The organism is Parafrankia sp. BMG5.11 (genome assembly GCF_004337455.1).
Map to the genome: position 1 here is coordinate 36,962 of NZ_SJXI01000057.1, position 17,399 is coordinate 54,360.

The 17,399-nt window shown below is 72.9% G+C and carries 13 protein-coding genes; 8 read left to right on the forward strand and 5 right to left on the reverse strand.

Annotated elements, in window-relative coordinates:
• Positions 1–51: 51 nt before the first annotated feature.
• Both E0504_RS32615 and E0504_RS32620 read left to right on the forward strand, forming a co-directional pair.
• On the forward strand, positions 52–1,506 hold the full coding sequence (locus E0504_RS32615) for an EAL domain-containing protein (protein WP_235014479.1): 1,455 nt from the start codon (positions 52–54) through the stop codon (positions 1,504–1,506).
• A 141-nt stretch (positions 1,507–1,647) separates the two neighbouring features.
• On the forward strand, positions 1,648–2,292 hold the full coding sequence (locus E0504_RS32620) for a hypothetical protein (protein WP_235014477.1): 645 nt from the start codon (positions 1,648–1,650) through the stop codon (positions 2,290–2,292).
• A gap of 140 nt (positions 2,293–2,432) precedes the next feature.
• Here E0504_RS32620 and E0504_RS32625 read toward each other — a convergent pair whose 3' ends face one another.
• The 5 genes from E0504_RS32625 to E0504_RS32645 all read right to left on the reverse strand — a co-directional run bounded on the left by E0504_RS32625 (position 2,433) and on the right by E0504_RS32645 (position 8,103).
• The gene (locus E0504_RS32625; protein WP_243657722.1) at positions 2,433–4,292 is read right to left on the reverse strand and encodes a DUF2334 domain-containing protein; all 1,860 of its coding nucleotides are present in this window, start codon (positions 4,290–4,292) and stop codon (positions 2,433–2,435) included.
• On the reverse strand, positions 4,289–5,551 hold the full coding sequence (gene wecB / locus E0504_RS32630; RefSeq protein ID WP_112108102.1) for a non-hydrolyzing UDP-N-acetylglucosamine 2-epimerase: 1,263 nt from the start codon (positions 5,549–5,551) through the stop codon (positions 4,289–4,291). Before wecB ends, E0504_RS32625 begins: the two co-directional genes overlap by 4 nt.
• Positions 5,552–5,672: 121 nt before the next feature.
• Positions 5,673–6,500, reverse strand: coding sequence for a family 16 glycoside hydrolase (locus E0504_RS32635; RefSeq protein WP_112108101.1), 828 nt, complete (start codon positions 6,498–6,500; stop codon positions 5,673–5,675).
• Positions 6,497–7,828 (reverse strand): glycosyltransferase family 2 protein, encoded by a 1,332-nt coding sequence (locus E0504_RS32640; RefSeq protein WP_131626500.1) that lies wholly within the window; start codon positions 7,826–7,828, stop codon positions 6,497–6,499. The genes E0504_RS32635 and E0504_RS32640 overlap by 4 nt, the downstream gene beginning before the upstream one ends.
• Entirely contained in the window at positions 7,825–8,103 is a 279-nt protein-coding gene (locus E0504_RS32645) for a hypothetical protein (protein WP_071065807.1), read from the reverse strand. Before E0504_RS32645 ends, E0504_RS32640 begins: the two co-directional genes overlap by 4 nt.
• Positions 8,104–9,296: 1,193 nt before the next feature.
• Between E0504_RS32645 and E0504_RS32650 the strand changes: the two genes are divergently transcribed.
• The 6 genes from E0504_RS32650 (at position 9,297) to E0504_RS32675 (ending at position 17,343) form a co-directional block, all read left to right on the forward strand.
• Positions 9,297–10,562, forward strand: a complete 1,266-nt coding sequence (locus E0504_RS32650; protein ID WP_112108099.1) for a sensor domain-containing protein — start codon at positions 9,297–9,299, stop codon at positions 10,560–10,562.
• A 614-nt stretch (positions 10,563–11,176) separates the two neighbouring features.
• The gene (locus E0504_RS32655) at positions 11,177–12,577 is read left to right on the forward strand and encodes a LuxR family transcriptional regulator (RefSeq protein WP_131626501.1); all 1,401 of its coding nucleotides are present in this window, start codon (positions 11,177–11,179) and stop codon (positions 12,575–12,577) included.
• 237 nt (positions 12,578–12,814) lie between these two features.
• On the forward strand, positions 12,815–15,928 hold the full coding sequence (locus E0504_RS32660) for a nitrate- and nitrite sensing domain-containing protein (RefSeq protein ID WP_131626502.1): 3,114 nt from the start codon (positions 12,815–12,817) through the stop codon (positions 15,926–15,928).
• 3 nt (positions 15,929–15,931) lie between these two features.
• Complete coding sequence (locus E0504_RS32665; RefSeq protein ID WP_071065810.1) at positions 15,932–16,342, forward strand: roadblock/LC7 domain-containing protein; 411 nt, start codon at positions 15,932–15,934, stop codon at positions 16,340–16,342.
• A 34-nt stretch (positions 16,343–16,376) separates the two neighbouring features.
• The gene (locus tag E0504_RS32670; protein ID WP_012157833.1) at positions 16,377–16,769 is read left to right on the forward strand and encodes a DUF742 domain-containing protein; all 393 of its coding nucleotides are present in this window, start codon (positions 16,377–16,379) and stop codon (positions 16,767–16,769) included.
• Positions 16,750–17,343 carry an ATP/GTP-binding protein gene (locus E0504_RS32675; RefSeq protein ID WP_012157834.1) on the forward strand — a complete coding sequence of 198 codons (594 nt, stop codon included), beginning with the start codon at positions 16,750–16,752 and terminating at the stop codon, positions 17,341–17,343. Before E0504_RS32670 ends, E0504_RS32675 begins: the two co-directional genes overlap by 20 nt.
• The last annotated feature ends 56 nt before the right edge of the window (positions 17,344–17,399 follow it).

Here is a 17,399-nt window from a genome sequence, read left to right on the forward strand (position 1 = left end):
GTCCACACGGGCCGGGCTGGACGCCTGGGACACACCCGTGGAGGTGGACTGGTGAGTGTTTTCGCTAGCAGGGCTGGGTCGCAGGACCCACCTGCCGGCCGTGACGGCCGTGACGGCCGGCGTGGCCGGGACCGTCGCGTCGGCGGGCGGGTGCGCGAGCGCACCGACGAGGTGGCCCGGGTGTTGGACCTGGCCCGCCGCCACCTCGGGACGGACGTCGCCTGGCTGTCGCGGTTCACCGGGGACGAACAGGTCATCGACCTGATCTCCGGGGAGGGTGAGCTGGTCGAGCGCCTGGTCGGCAGGCATGTCGAGCAGGAGGCGACCTACTGTGCCCGGGTGCTGGACGGGCGGCTGCCCGCCGTCATTCCCGACGCCCGGGCGGATCAGCGCACCGCCGCCCTGGCCGTCACCCGCGAGCTGGGCATCGGCTCGTACGTGGGCGCGCCTGTGTACCTCGACAGCGGCGAGTTCTACGGCATGCTGTGCGCGCTGAGCACCGAGCCGGACCCGGGCCTGGGTGACCGCGAGGCCCGCTTCCTGGGCCTGCTCGCCGACGTCGTGGCGGACGCGGTGTCCGCCCTGCACCGCGGCGGGGCGGACGACGACCACATCCGGAGCGTGATCGCGCAGGTCATCGCCCGCGGCGGGCCGGTGATGGTCTTCCAGCCGGTGTTCGACCTGCCGACGCACGGCCTCGTGGGCGCCGAGGCGCTGGCCCGCTTCCCCACCTTCCCCGCGCCGCCGGGGGAGCCGGCCGGGGACCTCGGTGAGGAGACCGGTGACCAGGCTGGCGGGGCGGCCGGTGAGGAGGCCGACGACCGCAGCGCCGCCGGCCCGTACTTCGGTGATCTTCCGCCGGACCGCTGGTTCGCGCACGCCGCGTCGGTCGGGATGGGAATCGATCTGGAGCTGGCGGCGATCCGGGCCGCGGTCGCGGAGCTGCCCAGGTTCCCGCGCGGGCTGTCGCTCGCGGTGAACGCGTCCCCGGCGACCATCGCGTCCGGACGCCTCGGGGAGCTGCTCGCGGTCACGGCGGCCGACCAGCTGATCGTCGAGATCACCGAACGGGACGGCATCCACGACCTGCCCGGCACGCTCGCCCGCCTCTACGAGCTGCGGGACATGGGGGTGCGGATCGCGGTGGACAACGTCGGCGTCGCCTACGCGAGCCTGCGCCGGCTGGTGCAGATCCTGCCGGACGTCGTGAAGATGAACCGCTGGCTGACGACGGACGTCGGTGCCGACGCGGCGCGGCGCGCGCTCGTCGAGGCGCTCGTGCACTTCTCCCGGCAGATCGGGGCGTGTCTCGTGGCGGAGGGCATCCAGAGGGCGGACGAGCTGCGCGTGCTGACCGCCGCCGGTGTGGACCAGGGGCAGGGCGAGTTCCTGGGCCCGCCGGGGCCGTTGCCGCTGCCCGCGCACGGCCGGTGCGTCCCGGTACGTCCCGGCGAGTCACGGGCCGCTGGTGTCCGCGTGCGCGTCCTGAATCCGGCCCCGGCGTAAATACAGTGTGGTCTTCCGCGGTGGCCCGGAGCTTTTTTCGATAGAGATCGTTGCCCGCCGTTGGGGAAACCGGGACAGTGTCGTGTCGTGGGCATCGTGAACAAGGTCCGGTGGCTGAATCGGCGTGCGGCGGTTTCCGCCATGTCCGGAATCGCCGGAACCCTGCTGATCGGAATGGGCGCCTGTGCGCCGTCGGCGGGTGGCCAGCCCCCGAGCGGGCCCGAAGGCGACTGGGAGATCACCGTCTACTACACGGCCGTGGAGCGTTTCCATGACGGCCCACCTCTGACGGTGCGGGGCTGCCCCCAGCTCGACTGCGTCTTTGGTAACGATTTCCTCGGGACGTTCCCGGCCGGATTCGTCCAGGTGGTGCGCGAGGAGGGAACGGGGCGGATCACCAGCGGCCCGCGGCGGGGCTCGGCGCTGAACTGGTCGTACGATTCCGGCTTCTGGATCGACGATGTCCCGGTCGACACCGCCGGGCGGGCGCTGGTCCCGTTCCGCAGCGCCGCGGCCGACTCCTCCACCCTGCCGGCCGGCACGACCTTCGTGGTCGAGGACTGCGGGCACGAGGAGGACGGCTCCGAGATCGACCCGAACGCGTGCGCGGCGCTGCGGCGCGGGACGTGGGAGGTCCGGGACGAGTTCACGCCGGGGCTTGGCGGGCAGCGCCACCTCGATCTCTACATCGGCGAGGAGGACGTCGCCGGATTCACCGACCGCAGCCCGCTTTACCTGACCGGCCTCGGCGCACGCGTCGCCATCACCGGCCGGGCCTCGCGGTAGCACTCCCGGAGAACCGTGCGAACGAAATCCACGGGAACAGGCGCACCACAGGGCGAAAACGCGGGTCCGGGGAAAGCCGGAAACAGATCCGTGAAAGAGACGGGCGCGGGAGTCCACCTGGGCTCCCGCGCCCGTCAGATCTACCCGCCCGCGACGACGGAGCCGGCCGCGACGAAGGTGTATCCGAGGGCGCGCACGCCCTCCACGGTCTGGCGCAGGTAGTCAACGCCCAGATACGGATGGTAGAATATGCTGGCGAAACCGTCCCGGACGACCAGATTGCGCCGGGCCGCGTCGATCAGCTCCGCGGGCAGCCGCGCCGGGTGGTTGTTGAACGGCTCGGGCTCGATGTTCCCGATGTTCTCCGGAATGACGAAGGACCCGTGGACGTCCGTCACCGGGTACGGGAAGAACTGGCCGCCGTACTTCGTGTGGTCCACCGCGCCGCCGGCGAGCTGGTTGCGGAAGTAGAGCCCGCGGTCGTAGCGGCGCGGGAACTCCGCCCGGGCCGCGGCGTAGTCGGGGGCGGACGCGGCGTAGTGCGGGAACTCGAAGGTCGTCGGCACCGGCAGCCCGGCGGCGGTGAACGCGGCGGCCGAGCCGTTCATCCGGTCGGTCGCCCACGTCTGGCTGTCGCCGGGCACGGGTCCGTCGTAGACCACGTAGTCCTGGGCGTCGACATGCGCCCGGAAGAACTCGAAGTCGTCCGCGCTCGCGCCCGAGTACGGGTTGGCGACGTTCGAGAACTGGTGTGTCCAGCCGTGCATGATCAGTGTGCCGCCGCGCTGGGTCATGTACTTCAGCGCGCTGACCACCGCCGGTCTGGACGCGAGGGTGTAGTCCTGCGGTACGCCGTTGTTGTACGTGCCGTTCGCGTCCACATACCGCGGGTAGACGGCGACCGAGAACGGTACCTGCGCGGAGGACAGGTAGTCGGCGATCGCGTGCAGCTCCGCGGGGTCGGCGTCCGGCCCGACGTCTTCGACGCGGACGAGCCCGCGGTGCCGGGCGGCGGTCTGCGGCGCGAGGACGTCGAAGAGCATGTCGGCCACCGCGAGGTAGCGGTCGGTCATGTCGGCGTAGGCGAACGGGATCTCGCCGATGTAGGTCAGGTTCCCGGACCGCAGCGCCCAGGGGAAGCGGGTGCCGTCACCGCGCACCGCCTCGGCGAGCACCGTGGCCCTGGTGGTGTCCACGGAGGCGTAGTTCATGATCCCGGCGGCGTTCGCCGCGTACCGGGTCAGGTCGGTCCCTTTGTAGCTGACGGTCCCGATCGCCGACGTGTCGAAGCCGGACCAGTTCCACCCGTACGTCGTCGGGAAGGTCGGCGCCTGCGACGTGAGCTGCCAGATGTTGTTGTACATCCACACCACGGGCCGGCTGCCCGCCAGCACGTCGGTGAGGAACGCCGTCGGGACCTGCTCGTCGTAGGTCGACCCGACGTACACCACCGCGGCGTACGCGGACATCTGGCCCGCGGTGTACGAGCTGACCGGACGGGCCTGCCAGGTGCCGAACCGGGAGGCCAGGTTGGCCGCCTGCATGGCGTACTGCTCGCCCAGCCACCCCCACGCGCCGGTGGTGTCGTACAGGATCAGGGTGCCCGTCCCGGTCGCCTGGCCGGACGGCGCCGGCGCGGCCCCGGGCCCGGTGGCACCGTCCGGTGCCGCGGGTGGGCGCTGGTTCGTGCCCGGGACGGGCCGCGCGGCCCGCCGCGGCGGCGGGGTGCGCGGCGGCGCCGGTGGAGCCGGCGGTGAGGCGAAGCGCCCCTCGGCGGGCAGCACCTGCGGGGTGGCCGCGCGGGCGTGCCGCGGCGGGTGTTTGGGCGCGTCCGGTGCCGCGGCCACGGGTGCCGCGGCACCGGCACCGAGCACGACCGCGAGCAGCCCGGCGGTCGTCGCCGCGCGGCCACCGCGTCTGATGCCCCGGCGGACACCCCGGCCGGTGCCGTCGGGACGGCTCGTGCGCCGGCGCGGGAGCCACCTGAGCGGCGGGGTCATGTTCCGGACTCCTCTCGTCGGCCGGCGGCGGAGCCGGTCAGCTCCTGCCCCGGGGCGGCCGGCTGGACGGGAATGGTGATCGTGCGCGGGCGCGGGACGAAGGAGTCCGGGGCGGGCGCGTCACTGAAGCGGTGCGCGATCGCGGCGACGGTGCGGCGCGCCGCCTGCCCGTCGCCGTAGGGGTTGATCGCCTCCGCCATCGCCGCGTAGGCGACGGGATCGTCGAGGAGCCGGTCGACGGCCGCGACGATCCGGTTCGACTCGGTGCCGACCAGGCAGGCGGTGCCGGCCTGCACCCCCTCGGGCCGCTCGGTGTTGTCCCGCAGCACCAGAACCGGCTTGCCCAGGCTGGGCGCCTCCTCCTGGATACCGCCACTGTCCGTCAGGACGACCGTCGCAGCCTTCATCAGGTGCGCGAAGGTGGCGTAGTCGACGGGATCGGCGACGAGGATGTTGGGGAACCCCTCCACCGGCGGCAGGACCGTCTCCCGCACCACCGGGTTGCGGTGCACGGGCAGCACGATCAGCAGCTCGGGCCGCTGCTCGGCCAGCCGGGCGAGCGCCGCGCCGACCCGCGCGAGCGGCTCCCCCCACGACTCGCGCCGGTGCGCGGTGACGAGCAGCACCTGCCGCCGGCCGTCGCCCGAGCGCTGGCGGACCTCGGCGAGCAGCCGGTCCGGCGGGGGCGGTGCCGCCGTGACGTGCAGCAGCGCGTCGATGACGGTGTTGCCGGTGACCAGCACGGACTCCGGCCGGATACCCTCCGCCAGCAGGTTCGCCCGGGCCGACGGCGTGGGCGTTAGGTGCAGGTCGGCGAGCTGCGAGGTGAGCCGGCGGTTGATCTCCTCCGGGAACGGCGAGGCCGGGTCCTCGGTGCGCAGCCCGGCTTCCATGTGGACGACGGGCAGGCCCTGGTAGAACGCGGCGAGGGCACCGGTGAACGCCGTCGTCGTGTCGCCCTGGACGACCACGACGTCCGGGCGCACCTCGGCCATCACCGACTCCAGGCCGCCGAGCGAGCGGGTGGTCACCCCGGCCAGCGACTGCCGGTCCCGGAGGATCCCGAGGTCGTAGTCGGGAACTATGCCGAAGAGGTCGTTGACCTGGTCGAGCATGGACCGGTGCTGGCCGGTGACGGCCACGACCGGCCGCAGCGGGCCGGTCCGTCCAAGTTCATGGACCACCGGAGCCATCTTGATCGCCTCGGGTCTGGTGCCGTACACGAGCAGCACTGTGCGACCGTCAGAGCTGTCGGTCATGTCGAATCCTCCCATTCTTGATCGTTTGTGAACGGCTGAACTCCACCGCGCCGAGAGGCGGGTGCTCGGGGGCCGCCGCTCCGAACGGCGGCCGGTCGGCGCCAGCCGGAACGGCGGCCGGTCAGAACGGCGGCTGGTCGGTCGGGCGCAGGTGGCGGGCGCCGGACCCGCGGAACTCCACGACGGAGTCCTCGCAGTACAGGCCGACGGCACCGGAGACGTAGGGGCGCTCGGTGTCCTGCATCCGCACCGTGGGGACGCCGTCCACGGACACCGCCATCGAGTCCCGGTCGTGGATCACCTCCACCGTGTGCCAGCTGCCGAGGCGGGCCCGCGGCGCCGGCCCGCTGGCCAGGAACCGCTGGCCGCCGGGGTAGGCGGGGTCCTGCTTGCTGAGCTCCCAGCCGTTGGGCTTCAGCGCGAAGGCGTAGAAGTGCGCCGGGTCGGTGTAGTTCCAGAGCACCCAGCCGACCTCCCACGGGGCCGGGGTGCCGTGGCGCAGCTGGCGGACGGTGCGCACCTGCGTGGTGAACCGCACGTCGCCGTAGTGCTCCGAGCTGACCACCAGGCCGGCGTGGGTGCGCTCCGGTGCGTCGGCGGTCCGGGGGGCGAGTGTGATCACCAGGCCGCCGGCCTCGAGCTGCCCGGTGGTGCGGCCGTAGCCGTCGAAGACCGCCAGCCACGGGCCGTGCCTGGTCCCGTCCCGCCAGCGGGTCGGCCCGTCCTCGGTGCTGAGCGAGATGACCGCCCACAGCCCGGCGAGGGCGGCCATCCCGCCCGCGCTGACCAGCGCGAGGACGACGAGCCGATACCGGCGGCGGACCCGCCGACGCGGCGGGCGCGGCGAGCCGACGGCGGACCTGGCTGGCGGGCCGGCGCCGGGCCGGCCACGCTCCTGGCCGAGGTGGCGGCTGTGGTGGAGGTCGGTGTGGTCGTGGTTGGCGCTCACCGGTCCGGTCCCTCGGGAGCGGCGGGAGCGGCGGACACCGGCTGGAGGGGCGTGGGTGGCGCGCTCTCCGGGGTTCGGGCGGTCTTGTGCCAGCTCGTCCGGCCGCTGACCACCCGTCCCATCGCCCACCAGCCGGCGACGAACCACACCAGCGCGTACAGCATGTAGAGGTGTGCATAGCCGGCTAGGCGGACCACGCCGAAGCCAACAAGCGGCTCGCGTGACCGGTAGATCAGCGCGCAGACCAGCGCCGGTCCCGCCGCCATCAGGTAGGCGCCGAGGAAGTAGCGCGGGTCCGGCGCCGGCCCGCCGGCGAGCCAGCTCGTCAGCACGCCCACCGTGCTGAGCACGAAGGCGGCCGTCAGCAGCGACGCGAGGAGGATCAGCAGCGGGCTGGAGAGGTGAAACAGCATGTCGGGCAGCGCCCGGGCCCGCGCCTGCCGCAGCACGCGGGGCATCAGCGCCCACGACTGCAGGTGGCCCTGGAACCAGCGCGACCGCTGCCGCAGCAGCCATCCCAGCCGGACGACCCCCTGCTGGTGGACGTCCGCCTGCGGGCAGAACTGGTTGCGCCAGCCCGTCAGCAGCAGCCGGACACCGAGATCGAGATCCTCGGTCAGGCTGTGCGACCACGGGTCGCCGCCGAGGGACCGCAGCGCCGAGAGCCGGACGAACTGGCCGTTGCCACCGAGGCCGACATTGTCCAGTTGGCCGCGTCCGCGCTGGAAGACATCGGTGTAGATCACGAACTCCATGTCCTGGAGCCGGGCGAGCAGGCTGGTGTGCCGGTTGTTGATGCGCACGCCCGTCTGCACGCCGGCGGTGCGGGGATCGGCGAAGTAGGGGGCGACCGCCTCCACCGAGTGCGGGTCGAGACGGCCGTCCGCGTCGACCACGGCGATGATCACGTCGTCGGGGTCGCAGGCGGCGATCTCCGGGCGGGTCGCCAGATGGGCCACGGCGGCGTTCAGCGCGGCACCCTTGCCCCGTCGGGCGTCCGGTGGCTCGCGGCGCAGCAGCCACACCCGGTCGTCGGCCACCCCGCGGACGATCAGCGAGGTCCGGTCGTCCGAGCCGTCGTCGACGACGAGGGCCCGGCGGTTCGTGGCGGGGGAGAGCAGGAGCCGGCGCAGGCTCGCCTCGATGACCGCCTCCTCGTTGAGGCAGGGCATCACGAAGACGAAGAAGATGCCGTCGGGGGGCGTGCCCGTCCGGGGCCGGTGGACACGGGAGAGCACCAGCATCGCGAACAGGTAGACCATCCCGAAGGTGATCATGGTTGCGGCGAGCAGGCGCGCGTCGCGGCCGTCGGTGTCGAGCAGGTTCACGTCGCCGCTCCGGGACCAGGCCGGGACGCGCCGCGCCGGGCCCGCAGCGCCAGTGCCAGCAGGACCCCGAGCAGGCCGACCGTCATGTACAGCACGAAGGCGAGGCCCACGAGGTTGGTCAGCAGATCCGAGAGCAGATCGAGCAGCACGGTCGCGTGGTCCGGGGAGGCGTCGCGGGCGACCGGGGCCGCGCCGCCCGCCCCGCCGGGAGCCTGGTGGGCGGGCGGGAGCCCCGCGCGGGTGAGCGCCGCGCCGGACGTCAGGGGGACGTGCATGGTTCCTCCGTGCGAGATGGGGTCCGTGCGGCGGCGGGACGGCCGTCGCCGCACGGGAGGTGGCGGCCGGTCGACGACCGGCGGCCGGTTCTCCTGCGCCCTGTCCGGACGCCAGCCGTCTCGGCGCGATCACGCCCGGGACCAGGCCCGGGGGCGGGCCGAGCCCAGGCACGTCGAACTCGGGACGCGCCGAACCCAGGTGTTCCTTGACCCGGGATGTGCCCAGCTCAGGGCGCGACGGGCAGGACGAGCACCGGGCATGACGAGCACCGGGCGTGACCAGCCCCGCCACCGCGCTCCAGCGGGAGATCGCTGTGGCGCGCCGGTCGGTGGGTCAGCCCGGAACCCGGGTCAGCCGATCGCTCCGGCCCGGATGAGACCATTGGACGGATCCAGCCGAGGCATCACGACCCGGCCAACCAGCCGGCCGCCCAGGTGCCAGCCACCCTCACGGGTCGTTGGACGGTGTATTCGGCCGGCGCCGCAAGAAATGTCGACGGAACTATTCCGGTGCGGTGTCCAACTGATTCCCCGGAACGGATTGGAGGAATCAGGTTCGCGCGGTTTAGCGCTGGCCGGAGAAAACTATCGACGGGTCGGCCGGCGGTCGTTTCGAAAGTGGACAACGCCCGGTACGGCGACTCAGGATGTGCCGGCGTGGCAGTGGTTCACTGTGGCCCGGCAGCGCGCTCGGCGCTGGGCCAGGGGACACCCCGCAAGCTGTCTGAGCAGCTCGGATGTATGCCCGATGTGGGCCGTGGGCGGGGCCGGAGCGATACCGTCACGACACATCGCCGCCCGTGGGTTTCTGCTGATCCAAATCATTTCCCCCCATGGAGCCATGCCTCCCGGAACCGCCAGGCCGCCGAGACGCGACGGCTGCGATCTCGCTGAATCCTCAGTGGACCAGGGCGGGAGGGCGCCCCGTTACTTTCCTGTTCGGCGCTTATTCTTACACGCCGTGCGACTGTGGCGGCGGGGGGTTGAGGAATTTTCTTGCGCCGGCCCCCGCGTCACACGATGTGGTCTCGTTCGGTGCTGCCGTAAAGCGGATAGAAACCCTCGCTATTGTTTGTCCTGTTGAACGAGTACGGTGTCCTTGTGCGTCGTCCAGGCTGTGTCGTCCAGACGGAGTGGCGCGAGAGTTGAGCCTGCCCCGTGCAGCCGCCGCACACCCGGGAGGAGCCCCAGCAGTGGCCGGCCCCGTCGACGCGACCCCGGACCAACGGACCGAGCAGCCCGTGGCCCCGCCGGCCGGGAAAGAACCCGTTCCCGACCAGCCCGTTCCCGATCAGCCCGGCGCCGGGGTGGACGCCAGGCCCGAGCAGGTCTTCGCCCTCGACAACCGGACCTGGCGGCGGGTCCTCTTCCTGTTGCTGAACCTGCCGACGGGCCTCGTCGGGTTCGTCTTCGTGGTCGTCTGGTTCTCGGTCGGCGTGGGGATGGCGGTCACGGTCGTCGGCCTGCCGCTGCTGACCATCGGCCTGGTGGTGACCCGGGCGCTCGGCACCGTCGAACGGGCCCGGGCCCGGGCCATCCTCGGCCTGCACATTCCGACGGCGTCGCGGCCGCGGTCGGCGTCCACGGGTGCCTTCGGCCGACTGTGGGCCGCGGTGGCGGACCCGGTCGGCTGGCGGCACGCCCTGTACTTCGTGATCCGGCTTCCATGGGTGATCGTCACCTTCACCGTGACGCTGGTGCTGCTGCTCGTCGGCTGGCCGGTGCTGCCGGTCGTGGCCCGGGCACTGGCAGCCGTCGACCGGGCGATGATCTCGGCGCTGCTCTCGCCGTCCGACCGGATGGAGCGGCGGATCAGGGAGCTGGAGGCCGACCGCGGCGTCGTCGTCGACACGGCCGCGGCCGACCTGCGGCGCATCGAGCGGGATCTGCATGACGGCGCGCAGGCGCGGCTGGTCGCGCTCGCGATGGGGCTGGGCCTGGCGCGGGAGAAGCTCGCCGACGACCCGGACACCGCGGCGAAGATGGTCGAGGAGGCGCACGGCGAGGTCAAGCTGGCGCTGCGGGAGCTGCGCGACCTGGCCCGCGGCATCCATCCCGCGATCCTCACCGACCGGGGCCTGCCGGGCGCGATCCCGTCGCTGGGGATGCGCTGCACGGTTCCCGTCCGGGTGACGGTCGAGCTGGACGAGCGGCCGGCGCCGGCGATCGAGGGCATCGTCTACTTCACCGCCGCCGAGCTGCTCACCAACATCAGCAAGCACAGCCAGGCGTCGGACGCGCTGGTCGACCTGCGCCGGGTCGGTGACAACCTGCTGCTGCGGATAACCGACGACGGCCGCGGGGGCGCGAGCCTCGGCCGGGGCAGCGGCCTGGCGGGCCTCACCGAGCGGCTGGACGCCATCGACGGCACGTTGATCGTGGACAGCCCACCCGGCGGGCCGACCTACGTCATCGCGAAGGTGCCGTGGCGGGACAGGGAACAGACACAGTCGGACTGATCATTCCGGCGACAGTCATCATCGACGTCATCTTCAAATCAGCCTCCGGCGTCCCCGGGCGGACGCGTGGAATGGGCGTCTGCCAGCCCGCGCCGTCGATTCCCGGCCGATCGCGGGCCGTCCGGCCGGGTAACGGGCGGGTAACGGTTTTGTGCGTGGACGGGGGCCGGAGCGGGTCGCCTGGCGGCGGCCCTCAGCGGTGCGCCCCGGGCCCGTGGCGTGGGACGGGCCGGGTCCAGGCGCCGACGACGGCCGCTCTCGGCCCGGAGCGCAGGTGGGCTTCTGTTGGTGTGTATAGGTTTAATTATCGCTATGTTACGGATGGGGTCAGGTTCATCGTCCGTGCGCACCATGCAGGAACATGACAGGTCAAACAATCGATCATCTTTGTGTATCTGTTGTTGTGTCGCGGTCGATCCTGCCGCAATTCGCGCAAAGCCGTTGAAGAGTCACCCAAAGTGGTATAGCTTGCCGTAACCAGATGTAATCGGCGCGTCAGCGCGGTTCTCGGTCTGCCCCGCACCGCGATTTCCCGTGAATCCAGCGAAGTGTTTCCGGGACGTATCTGGAATGTTCGTCGCTTGTGGCTGGCGGCTGCGCGGGGAGGGGTGGGCGTGCGTCTGTCCGAACTCGGATTCGAGGGTCTGGACGAATTCTCCGACGAGGTGTGGCGGACGGTGGCCCGCCACCCCTACTGCGGGGTTGACCTGCTCGCGGAGTGGCTGCGCCGCCCCGAGCCCATTGTCCAGGCCGAGATGGACCGGCTGGTGGAGGCGGGTCTCGTTCGCCGGGTCGGCCACCAGTGGGAGCCGCAGGACCCGGTGCGCGTCCTGCAGGCACGCCACGCCATGCGCGAGGCGGCGCTGGTCGCCGAGCGGGCGCGGATGGCCGACGAACGGGCGCAGCTCTACCGGTCGGGCCTGTTCGGCGACTACGTCGCCGGCCGCCGCCGGGCGGGGACCAACGCGGGCGTGCAGCTTCTCGCCCGCGACGAGATCTTCCCCCGGATGGCGGAGCTGACCCGCAGATCGACCCAGTCCGTCCGGTTCCTGCTGACCGGGCCGCCGCCGCCCGGCCTCGGTGGGGACGTCCCCGACCTGCTGGTACCGGCCGCCAGCCGGGGCGTGCGAGTCGTCAGCGTGTGGACGGCGGGCGCGGTCGCGGCGGCGCGCCGGCGGCACCAGGGGCGGCGGCTGCCGCCGATCGGGCAGATCCACGTGCTGCCGGCACTGCCGATGCGGGCGATCGTCTGGGACGGCTCCGCCGCGCTCGTGCCGGTGCGTGACGACGACCTCGACGACGGCGCGTTCGCGGTCGTCGCCCCGACTCTGGTCCGGGCGATCGCGGACATGGTGACCCGCACCCAGTACGCGGCGGCGCGGCGCGGGTCGGGTGAGGTCGAGCTCGACGAGCCCGCGACGGTGCGCCGCCAGCGCGCCCTGCTCCAGCTGCTCGACAGCGGGCTCGACGACAGCCGTGCGGCCCGGGAGCTCGGTGTCTCCGACCGGACGGTGAAACGGGACGTGGCGGAGATGTGCCAACGCTTCGGCGTGCTGACCCGGTTCCAACTCGGTGCCGCCGCCGCGCGCGCCGGATACCTGCCCCGGGGCGCCGGCGCCGGCCGCTGGGACGGCGGACCGGACGGCGGCCTCGACGGCGGCCTCGACGGCGCCCTCGGCGGGGTTCTCGGTGGTGTCCGCGGCGGGGCGCTCGCGGCCGGCCGGGGCGGCCGCGCGGCTGCCCTGCCAGCGGTTCCCGCTCCGGCGTCGCCCGAGTCGGACCCCGCCGCGGCGACCGCGTCCGCATCGGCGGCGTCGGCGCCCGCGCAGGCGGCCGGATCCTCCTCGTCGGTGCCCGCGGCCGCCTCCTCGGGGCCGGGCGCGGCCCGTCCGGTGGCACGACTTGGCCAGACGGGTGCCGCCGGTGCCCGTCGAGGCGACCGCGCGGGCGACCGGACGGGCGATCGGGCGTCCGGCGGGCGCGGTAATGGCATGAACAGGACACGACGTCCCTAAAGCGTCACATGATTACTCTTCCGGTAGAGCACCTCTCACGGTTAGCGTCCTGATTGCCGACGGGATCGGAACAGCTGCTCAGCGTCGTTCTCGGTGGCTGTTGGCGCCGGGGCGAGGTCGCCATGCCACCCAGTGCGTCCGCAGCCGGGCGCGGTTACTCCCCTCCTGCCGCCCCCCGGTCCCGTCGGCCGACTGGATGTCTCGAGGACCCCCGCGTCCCCGACGAGAGGTGGCGGAGTGCGGAACTGGCCCATCCGGTACAAGATCACTCTGGTCCTGCTCCTGCCACTGCTGGCCCTGGTCGGCTTCGGTAGCTGGGTCGTGACCGGCCAGCTCGCGGCCCAGCGCGCGAGCGACCAGACCAGGACCGCCGCCCGGTTCCTCATCCACGTCAACGATCTTGTCTACGCCCTGCAGGCCGAGCGGTACGCCGTCTCCAGCCTGGTCGGCTCCGGCTACCGGGAACGGGAGTTCGCCGCCCGCTCGACGAGCGCGCGCAGCCCGGTCGACGAGGCCCTCGCAACCGTCACCGAGACGGCCGACGAACTGCCGGCGGGCCCGCGCAACCAGGTCCGGGACGCAGTCGGCGCCGCGCGGAACCAGATGGCCGGGCTCGCCACGGTGCGCGCCGGCGTCGACGCGCAGACCCTCCAGCCCGGCCCGGGAACCGTCACCTTCAACCAGATGATCTCCTCCTGGCTGGACGTCGGCGCCGCCATGGTCGGCATCGGCAGCGAGGACACCGAGGTCGTGCGCGGGGCCACCGCACTGTCCGCGGTCTCCCGGGCCAGCGAGGCGATCAGCCAGCAGTACGGGTACGTCTCGGCGGCGGCCGTGCTCGGCGGCGCGGTGCCCGACAGCGCCACCCGGGTCCAGTCGGCGATCGGCGCCGAGGCGGCGTGGATGACCCAGTTCCGGTCGTCCGCCACCCCCGAGCAGCTCGCCCTGTACGACTCCGTCGTCGGCCCGACGCTGAACCCCGTCACCGACCTGCGCGACCGGGTGCTGCGCGGCGAGCGGATCGACTTCACCGCGTGGGCGACGGCGAGCGGCGCGAAGAGCGAGCAGCTCCGCAAGGTGCAGCGGCAGGTCGTCGACGACCTGGAGCACCGCAGCGCCTCGCTCGCCGACGCCGCGCTGCGCAGCGCCCTGCTCTCCGGTCTGCTCGCCGCCGGCGTGGTCGCCCTGTCGATCGCGGTGTCCGTCGGCGTCGCGACCAGGCTGGTCGGCGCGCTGCGCGCGCTGCGGTCCGGCGCGCTCGAGGTGGCCCAGCGGCGGCTGCCCGCGGTCACCTCGAAGCTGAGGCAGGGACATCCCATCGACCCGGCCGCCGAGCCGCCGGCCTTCGCCACCGCGGCCGGCGACGAGATCGGCGACGTCGCCCGTGCCTTCAACGTGACCTACTCGTCCGCGGTGTCGGCGGCCTACGAGGTGGCGGAGAGCCGCAGTGTCGGCGCCATCCTGCAGACGCTCGCCCGACGCACCCAGGGGTTGATCCAGCGCCAGCTCCGGCTGATCGACGAGCTCGAGCGCGACCAGCAGGACGGCGAGATCCTCACCCGCCTGTTCGGCGTCGACCACCAGGCCACCCGCATGCGGCGGCTGGCGGAGAGCCTGATCGTCCTCGCCGGCGGCCAGCCGGGACGCACCTTCCGCGGGCCGGTGCGCCTGGTCCAGGTGCTGCGCGCGGCGGCCAGCGAGGTCGAGGACTACACCCGGGTACACGTGCACCTGCCGACGTCGGACGTCGAGATCGTCGGCTCGGCCGTCGGCGACCTGACCCACATGCTCGCCGAGCTCATCGAGAACGCCACCGCCTTCTCCCCACCCGACACCCCGGTGACCGTGCAGGCCAGCCGCGTCGGCCAGGGCTGGACGGTGGAGATCGAGGACCGCGGCGTCGGCCTCGACCCGGCCTCCTACGCCTCGACCAACCACCGGATGGCCAACCCGCCGCCGTTCGAGGCCTCGACGCAGGGCAGCCAGATCGGCCTGTTCGTCGTCGCCCGGCTGGCCGCCCGGCACAGGATCGCCGTGCGGTTCAAGCCCAGCGTGTACGGGGGCGTCCACGTCGTCACGATCATCCCGGCCGGGCTCATCCACACCGAGATCCCGCATCAGGCCGCATCGCTGCCGGCCGCCGGGTCGAACGGCGGCCGGCAGCCGGCGGCGCTCGCGGCGGGCGGCTCCGTGTACGGCGGAGGTGCCGGCGGCGGCAGCGGAACTGGTCCCGGCGCGCCGGGCGATCGCGGTGGACGTCGGGCCGGGCCCACCCCCGCCGAGGAGCTCGCGCTGGCCGGAGCGGTCGCGGCGGTTCCGCACCGGGCGTCCGCCCGCCTGCGGCCCGAGGCCGCCGACGACGTCCGCCCCGGTGGCGGCGACGCCCGTCCCGGAGAGGTTCGTCCTGGCGAGGCTCGTTCCGGTGGTAGCGACGACAGGTTCGGTGGCCAGCACGGCGACCCCCGCGGTGCCGGCTATGGGGAGGACCCTCGCGCGGCAGGCTATGGGGAGGACCCGCGTGCGGTGGGTTACGGGGAGGACCCTCGCCCGGCGGGCTATGGGGAGGACCCGCGCGCGGCCGCCTACGGCAGTGACCCCCGTGACCCCCGTGACCCCCGTGACCCGCACGATGGCCGCGACGGTGGCTACGGTGCCGAGGCGCGCCAGGCCGGCTACGGCGGTGACGCCCGCGACAATGGCTACCGCGGCGACCCCGGCGGCAGCGGTTATCAGGACGATCCCCGCACCGGAGGTCCCGGCAGCGACACCGGCGCCGGCCGGTACGGCGACGATCCCCGGGCCACCGGTTACGGGCCGGACTCCCGCGCCGGCCGGTACGGCGACGCCCGCGCGGCCGGCGGCCACGGCGGCGACCTGGCCGACCGGCAGCTCGAGGACCCACGCGGCCTGCGCCTCGACAGGGGCTTCGATGGCGGCCTCGACGACGGGCTCGACGGTGGTCTCGGACGTGGTTTCGTCGACGGTGGTCTCGACGCCGCGCCGCGCCGCCGGCCCGAGGGACGTCCCGGCGGGATGGCCGCACACAGCGCCGCGGACCTGGCGGACGGCGGACTGTTCGATCCGCTGTTCGGCCCGCTGCGCGGCCACGACGGCGCCGAGGCGCTGGCCGGCCCGCCCGGCCCCGGCGGACACCCGCGGCTCGAGGACCTGCCGCGCCGGCAGCGCGGCGCGCACCTCGCCAAGAGCCTGCGCGACGACCCCGCCGGCGAGCGGCTGCCGCAGAAGGCCGCCAGCGCGCCCGACCCCGAAGCCGCCCGCGCGCTCGCCCAGCGTTTCACCACCGCTTTCGACCGCGGCATGCGCGACGCCGACGACCTCGACGGGAGATGAGCCATGCCCCGACAGCCTGACCTGTCCTTTCTGCTCGACCGACTTCGCGAGACGGTCCCCGACATCCTCTGCGCGGTCGTCCTGTCCTCCGACGGCCTGCTGCTGGCCACCTCCACCGGCATCGACCGGGCCGCGGCCGACCAGCTCGCGGCGGTCGCCTCCGGATTCGACGCGCTGGCCCGCGGCGCGGCGCGGCAGCACGGCTGGGGCCAGGTCAACAAGACCATGGTCGACATGGAGAACGGCTACCTGTTCATCACCGCCGTGGGCCACAGCGCCTGCCTGGCGGTCTCCAGCAGGGCCGACGCCGACGTCGGCCAGATCGCCTACGAGATGGCCCATCTCGTCAGCCGGGCCGGCAGGTTCCTGACCCCCGAGCTGCGCAACCAGATGCGGGCTGCCCTTCCGTCCTGAACTCGCACCGCGTCACGCAGGGAGGTGGAACAGGGTGGCTGGCGACTGGTCCGGGTCAACAGGACTGGGCGATAGCTGGGATGAGTCCGAGCCGCTGGTCCGTCCCTACGCGGTGACCAGGGGGCGCACCGCGCCCGCCGTCCCGCTGGAGCTCGTCGCGCTGGTCGCGACGACCGATTCGGGAATGGCGGCGATCCGGCGGCGCGGCCGGCTCGCCCCCGAGGAACACGACATCGCGATCCTGTGCATGCGAATCCACTCGATCGCCGAGATCTCCGCCAGGCTCAAGCTGCCACTGATGGTGGTTCGGGTCCTCATCGACGACATGGCGCGCGACGGAATGGTCTCCGTCCACCGCCCCGAAAATCCAGATCGGCCCAGTCCGGAACTCCTACGGAGGGTTCTGCATGGTCTCACCCGTCTCTAAGCGGGCGCCCACCGCGGTCAAGGTTCTCGTCGCCGGTGGGTTCGGAGTAGGAAAAACGACGTTCGTGGGGTCGGTGAGCGAGATCGAGCCGCTCACCACCGAGGCGGCGCTGACCAGCGCCAGCCTCGGCGTCGACGACACCAGCGCCGTGCACGGCAAGACGACCACCACGGTCGCCATGGACTTCGGCCGTCTCACGCTCAGCAACAACATCATCCTTTACCTGTTCGGCACGCCCGGCCAGGACCGCTTCTGGTTCATGTGGGACGAGCTCGTCCGCGGCGCGATCGGCGCGGTCGTTCTCGTCGACACCCGGCGGATGGCAGACTCCTTTCCCGCCATCGACTTCTTCGAGAACCGCCGGGTCCCGTTCCTGGTGGCCGTCAACCGGTTCGACGCGAACACCTACGAGTACCCGCTGCCCATGGTCCGCAACGCGGCGGACCTGGCGCCGCACCGGCCGCTGATGTACTGCGACGCCCGGCGCCCGGACAGCGCGCAGACGACCCTGGTCCATCTCGTGCGCCACGCACTGGAACTGGCTCTCTCCGGCGACCTGCCGGACGAGCCATGATGGGCCCGGCCCGACCAGGAAAGCGGATTGACCAGCCGGGGGGACGCCAGGAGGTG